General features: G+C 68.5%; 7 protein-coding genes. 5 read left to right on the forward strand and 2 right to left on the reverse strand.

Features of this window, described 5'->3' with window-relative positions:
* Both AC1D15_RS15500 and AC1D15_RS15505 read left to right on the forward strand, forming a co-directional pair.
* Positions 1-303 (forward strand): response regulator transcription factor (locus AC1D15_RS15500; protein WP_477826668.1); only part of this gene is annotated, 303 nt, incomplete at its 5' end.
* A gap of 66 nt (positions 304-369) precedes the next feature.
* Positions 370-1,416, forward strand: coding sequence for a hypothetical protein (locus AC1D15_RS15505; RefSeq protein ID WP_477826669.1), 1,047 nt, complete (start codon positions 370-372; stop codon positions 1,414-1,416).
* A gap of 17 nt (positions 1,417-1,433) precedes the next feature.
* Here AC1D15_RS15505 and murB read toward each other — a convergent pair whose 3' ends face one another.
* Positions 1,434-2,450, reverse strand: coding sequence for a UDP-N-acetylmuramate dehydrogenase (gene murB, locus AC1D15_RS15510; RefSeq protein WP_477826670.1), 1,017 nt, complete (start codon positions 2,448-2,450; stop codon positions 1,434-1,436).
* Between the two features lie 38 nt (positions 2,451-2,488).
* Here murB and AC1D15_RS15515 point away from each other — a divergent pair, with 38 nt between their 5' ends.
* Both AC1D15_RS15515 and AC1D15_RS15520 read left to right on the forward strand, forming a co-directional pair.
* Entirely contained in the window at positions 2,489-2,977 is a 489-nt protein-coding gene (locus tag AC1D15_RS15515) for a YajQ family cyclic di-GMP-binding protein (RefSeq protein ID WP_477826671.1), read from the forward strand.
* Entirely contained in the window at positions 2,977-3,627 is a 651-nt protein-coding gene (locus tag AC1D15_RS15520; RefSeq protein WP_477826672.1) for a retropepsin-like aspartic protease family protein, read from the forward strand. Before AC1D15_RS15515 ends, AC1D15_RS15520 begins: the two co-directional genes overlap by 1 nt.
* Before the next feature lie 94 nt (positions 3,628-3,721).
* On the opposite strand, the gene AC1D15_RS15525 is transcribed toward AC1D15_RS15520, so the two are convergent.
* Positions 3,722-4,897 carry an MFS transporter gene (locus AC1D15_RS15525; RefSeq protein ID WP_477826673.1) on the reverse strand — a complete coding sequence of 392 codons (1,176 nt, stop codon included), beginning with the start codon at positions 4,895-4,897 and terminating at the stop codon, positions 3,722-3,724.
* 89 nt (positions 4,898-4,986) lie between these two features.
* On the opposite strand from AC1D15_RS15525, the gene AC1D15_RS15530 reads away from it, so the two are divergent.
* A partial coding sequence (locus AC1D15_RS15530) for an acyl-CoA dehydrogenase family protein (protein ID WP_477826674.1) occupies positions 4,987-5,825 on the forward strand: 839 nt, incomplete at its 3' end.

The raw sequence follows: 5,825 nt of genomic DNA on the forward strand, positions 1-5,825 counted from the left end.
CTGGCGAACTGGCTGGACAGCGCGGAGCGGCTGCGCGGGCACCAGGCGCCTCGTCCCGACGCGGCGCCCGGCCTCCAGCTCGCCGTGCAGGTCGCAGGCCCCGGCCCGCTGGCCGCCCTCAGCACCCGCGAGCGCGAGGTACTGGAGCGCATGGCCGCCGGCGACAGCAACAAGCTGATCGCGCGGGCCTTCGACCTGAGCCCGCACACGGTGAAGCGGCACGTCGCGAACATCCTCGACAAGCTGGGCGCGCAGACGCGCGGGCAGGCGGCGGCGCGCTGGCGCGAAGCGCCCCCTCCCTGATGGAACCCGGATGCGGCGGCGGGCCACTCAGGTCGGTGTCCATTCGATGAGCTTCGAGAAACCACCATGAAACGCATCCGCGATGCATCACCGCCGCGCCACTTCGTTCCCGGCGGCTCGGGCAACCCCGCCGCCGCAGCCCAGACGCAGCGATTGATCGAGGGCATGGCCGCGCTCGACACGTCGCTGGAGGAAGAGTGTGTGCGCCACTTCCAGAGCAGCGCGACCATGCCGAATCCGGCCGTGGAGGCTGCCGACGCGCAGCTCGTGCTCTGCTGGTGTGCCGACAACGGTCTCTTCGACCAGTTCCAGTTGGCTGCCAAAGTCTACGACGCCTGCGTTCACGACCCCGAGGTGAACCGCTTCCGCGACGAAGGCGTCGAGCTCGAATTCGAGCTCGAACACATCACCCCGGACAACCTCGAATTCTTCATCCGCGTCCTGTCCCATTGCCCGCAGATCAAGGGCATCGAACTGCCGATCCCGTCGACACCCGAGCAGGCCGGGCGCCTTGCCGACGCGTTGGCCCACAACACGGGCCTGGATCGGCTCGCACTCTACGCATCCGAAGCGGCCCCGCCCGATTCCGGCGCCTTGGTGCGGCTGTTCTCGCACGCCACGCCCCGCATCAAGGCGCTGTCCGAGCTGAGCATTCACCTGAGGCAGGAGCCGGGCGGCAACGCGGCGTGGATGCCCGCACTGAGCGATGCACTGTCGACACACCTGAAGGCGGAATCAGTCTGGCTGACCTGGCCCTGCTGGTCTACCGAGAGACTGCGGTGGTGGGGCGACACGATCCGCGCGAACCCGCTCCTCTCATCGTTGACCTTGCGTGGCCCCATCGTGGACTCCGCAACGATGAAGGACGTGCTGACGGACGCGCTGCAGAATCCAGCGTGCAAGCTGACGTCGCTTTCGTTCCCCGACGCCACCTTCGACGCCGAGTTCGTCGACCAGCTGATCATGGCCATCAGGGCCAACAATGCACTGATCTCGCTGGATCTCGGCGATACGCCACTGAGTGCCCCTCAAGGTGAGGCGATCGCCGCCCTGCTCCTGCGCAACCGTGAGGTCGCGAAGCGTGCGTCCATGGCGAACCTCGCGCGCGACTGACAGCGCGGGCCACCCGCTCACACCACCACCGGCTCCGGCTCCAGCCGGATCCCGAAGCGCCCGTACACGCTCTCCTGGATCGCACGCGCCAGCGTCACCACCTCGGAGCCGATCGCGCCGCCGCGGTTGACGATCACCAGCGCCTGCTTCTCGTAGACGCCGGCGCGGCCGATGCTCTTGCCCTTCCAGCCGCAGGCGTCGATCATCCAGCCGGCCGCGAGCTTCACGCTGCCGTCGGGCATCGGGTAGTGCACGATCTCCGGGTCGCGGCCGATGATGTCGCGGCATTGCTCCGGCGTCACGACCGGGTTCTTGAAGAAGCTGCCGGCGTTGCCGACCTGGGCCGGGTCGGGCAGCTTGGCGCGGCGGATCGCGCAGACCCAGTCGAACACCTGCTGCGGGCGCGGCGCGCTGATGCCGGTCTCGGCCATCTTGCGCTCCAGCTCCAGGTAGCCCAGCACCGGCTGCCACGGCTTCGGCAGGCGAAAACGCACCCGCGTGATCACGCTGCGGCCGGCCAGCGAATGCTTGAAGACGCTGTCGCGGTAGCCGAAGGCGCAGATGCCGCTCGCCAGCGTGACGCTGCGGCCGGTGACCAGGTCGACCGCGTCCAGCGACTCGAAGCGGTCCTTCAGCTCGATGCCGTAGGCGCCGATGTTCTGCACCGGCGAGGCGCCCACCGTGCCCGGGATCAGCGCCATGTTCTCCAGGCCCGGCCAGCCCTGGGCCAGCGTCCACGCGACGAACTCGTGCCAGTTCTCGCCGGCCCCGGCCTCGACGATCCATGCGGTGTCGGTCTCGCGCACCAGCGCCCGGCCGGTGACCTCGACCTTCAGCACCACCTGCGGCATGTCGCGCGTCAGCACGATGTTGCTGCCKCCGCCCAGCACGAACTTCGGCGCACGGCCGAGCTGCGGGTGGTCGACGACGCGACGCACGTCCGCATCGCTGGCGATGCGCACCAAAGTGTGTGCGACAGCCGGCAATCCGAAGCTGTTGTAGGGTTTCAGGCTGACGCCCGATTCGATTTGCATGCGAGAATTTTCGCTGATCCAGCGAGGAACTACCGATCATGCCCAGCTTCGATGCCGTACTCGACCCCAATCTCGTCGAAGTGCGCAATGCCGTGGACCAGACTGCCAAGGAAATCGGCACCCGTTTCGACTTCAAGGGCTCGTCCGCCCGTGTCGAATTGAAAGAGAAGGAACTGACGGTCTACGCCGACAGCGACTTCCAGATCGGCCAGGTGATGGACATCCTGCTGGCCAAGCTCACCAAACGCAGCGTCGACATCCGCTTCCTCGACCGCAGCGCGAAGATCGAGAAGATCGGCGGCGACAAGGTCAAGCAGTTGATCACCGTCAAGAACGGCATCGACAGCGACACCGCGAAGAAGATCCAGACGCTGATCAAGCAGAGCAAGCTGAAGGTGCAGGCGGCGATCCAGGGCGACACGGTGCGCGTCACCGGCGCCAAGCGCGATGACCTGCAGGCCGCGATGGCGCTGATCCGCAAGGAAGTGTCCGACGCGCCCTTGAGCTTCGACAACTTCCGCGACTGATGGGCCGCGCCCTCCTCGCCGCCGCGCTGGCGGCCGGCGCGCTGTTCGCCGCGGCCGCCTCCGCCCAGACCGTCTCGATGAGCGGTGCGCTGGGCGACAACAAGGCGCTGCTGATGATCAACGGCRCGCCGCGCACGGTGGCCGTCGGCAGCACCGTCCAGGGCGTCAAGCTGATCAGCATGTCGGGCGGCGAGGCCGTCGTCGAGGTCGGCGGCGAGCGCCAGCAGCTGCGGCTCGGCGGCGTGCAGGTCAGCCTCGGGGCCGCGCCGGTCGAAGGCGGCGGCAGCCGCATCGTGCTGCCGGTCGGCCCGGGCGGCCATTTCTACTCGCAAGGCTCGATCAACGGCAAGGCGGTGGTGTTCCTCGTCGACACCGGCGCCACCACCGTGAGCATCTCCCAATCGGAAGCCGACGCCATCGGGTTGAAGTACCGCGACGGCCAGCGCGGCATGGTCAACACCGCCAATGGCTCGGTGACGGCCTGGCGCATCACGCTCAATTCGGTGCGCATCGGCGACGTGCAGGTGTTCAATGTCGATGCCGTCGTCATGCCGGCCTCGATGAGCCAGGTGCTGCTCGGCAACAGCTTCCTGACGCGCTTCCAGATGAAGCGCGACAACGACACGATGACGCTCGACAAGAAACCTTGACCAACGCGCAGCGGGCCGAGCGCCGGGCCGCCCCAAGCCGGCCCGCATCCCCTCGGGGGATCGGTCGACGTACTCGTCGATCGAGGGGTCGTCATCACGTGGGTGGCCGTGCGAAGGCAAAGCTCACCAGCGCCACCACCCCGAGCGCCGCCAGCATCAGCAGCAGCTCGCGGTAGCCGGGCAGCGCCAGCAGCAGCCAGGCCGTCAGCACCGGCGCGGCTGCCCGCGACAACAGCGCGATCGCCGACATCGCCCCGCCGATGCGCCCGACGTGCGCCCGGCCGAAGTACTCGGGCACCAGGTTGCCGCGCACGATCGTCACCAGCCCGTTGGCGATGCCGAACAGCACCGCGAACACGATCAACGCCGCCAAGTGCTCGGCCAGCGCGAAGATCGCGAACGACAGCGGCAGGCCACCCAGCACCGCCAGCCCCMGCCCGCGCGGCGTGACCCGGCGCCCGAAGGCGAGGAACACGAAGCGCCCCGCCACCTGCGCCGGCCCGATCCAGGTCAGCACCGCGAGCGCCTGCACCTCGCTGCGCCCCTTCGACGCGAAGATCGGCATCACATGCGCCCACAGCGTGGCCGCCGAGAACGAGTACAGCGTGAAGGTGGCAGTGAGCAGCCAGAACGCGCGGTGGCGCAGGGCCTCGTGCAGCGTTGCATCGTCAGCGGCGTCGTGCTCGCCACGCGGCGCCTGCGGCGGATCGCTGCCACGCAGCGCCCAGGCGTGCAGTGGTGCCACGCCCAGCAGCAGCACGGCGCCGATCACCGCCAGCGCGATGCGCCAGCCCCAGGCGTTCACCAGCCAGGCCACCGCCGGGAACGACAGCGTGCTCGCGAAGCCGCCCACCAGCGTCAGCGACGTGATGCCGTCGCGGTAGCGCTCCGGAAAGCGCTTGGTCAGCACGGTGAACGCCGGCTCGTACAGGATCATCGCCATCGCCGCGCCCAGCAACACCCACGCGACGTACAGCGTGGCCGGCTGCGCCACCTGCGACCACAGCAGGAAACCGGCACCGGCCAGCACCGCGCCGAGCGTCATCACGCCCCGCCCGTGGCCACGGTCGATCGCCGCGCCGGCCGCGTAGCTGCTCGCGCCCCACACCGCCAGGCCGAGCGTGAAGGCGCCCATCAACACGGGTTTGCTCCAACCCAGCGCCTGCTGCATCGGCAGCACGAAGGACGAGAATGCGTAGTACAGCGCCGCCCAGCTCACCAGCTGGCCGGCAGCCAGCGCGGCCACGGTGGAACGATAGGAAGAAGTCACCGCGGGATTATCGGTAGGCCCGTTGTCGCTGCTGGGACACTTCGTCAGCGCACGACCGTGCTAAAACGCGGCGCACAGGAGACACGACGATGGATTTGAACTTCACGCCCGAAGAGCAGGCCTTCCGACAGAAGATCCGCGGCTGGGTCGCCGAGCACCTGCCGAAGGACATCAGCCACAAGGTGCACAACGCGCTGCGCCTGTCGAAGGACGACCTGCAGCGCTGGGCGAAGATCCTCGGCCAGCAGGGCTGGCACGGCTGGGCCTGGCCGACGCAGTTCGGCGGCCCGGGCTGGAACGCGATCCAGCGCCACCTGTTCGAAGAAGAGTGCGCGCTGGCCGGCGCACCGCGCGTGGTGCCCTTCGGCCCGGTGATGGTCGCGCCGGTGATCATGGCCTTCGGCTCGCCCGAGCAACAGAGGCGCCACCTGCCCGGCATCATGAGCGGCGAGGTGTGGTGGAGCCAGGGCTACAGCGAGCCGGGCTCGGGCTCCGACCTCGCGTCGCTGAAGTGCCGCGCCGAGCGCCGCGGCGACTACTACGTCGTCAACGGCCAGAAGACCTGGACCACGCTCGGCCAGTACGGCGACTGGATCTTCTGCCTGGTGCGCACCAGCACCGAAGGCAAGCCGCAGACCGGCATCAGCTTCCTGCTGATCGACATGAAGAGCCCCGGCATCACGGTGCGGCCGATCATCACGATGGACGGCGAGCACGAGGTCAACGAGGTCTGGTTCGACGACGTCGAGGTGCCGGCGGACAACCTGGTCGGCGAGGAGAACAAGGGCTGGACCTACGCCAAGTACCTGCTGGCCCACGAGCGCACCAACATCGCCGACGTGAACCGCTCGAAGCGCGAGCTGGAGCGGCTCAAGCGCATCGCGAAGGCGGAGAAGGTCTACGATGACGTGCGCTTCCGCGACGAGAT

This window comes from Rhizobacter sp. P2_H2, assembly GCF_056403375.1.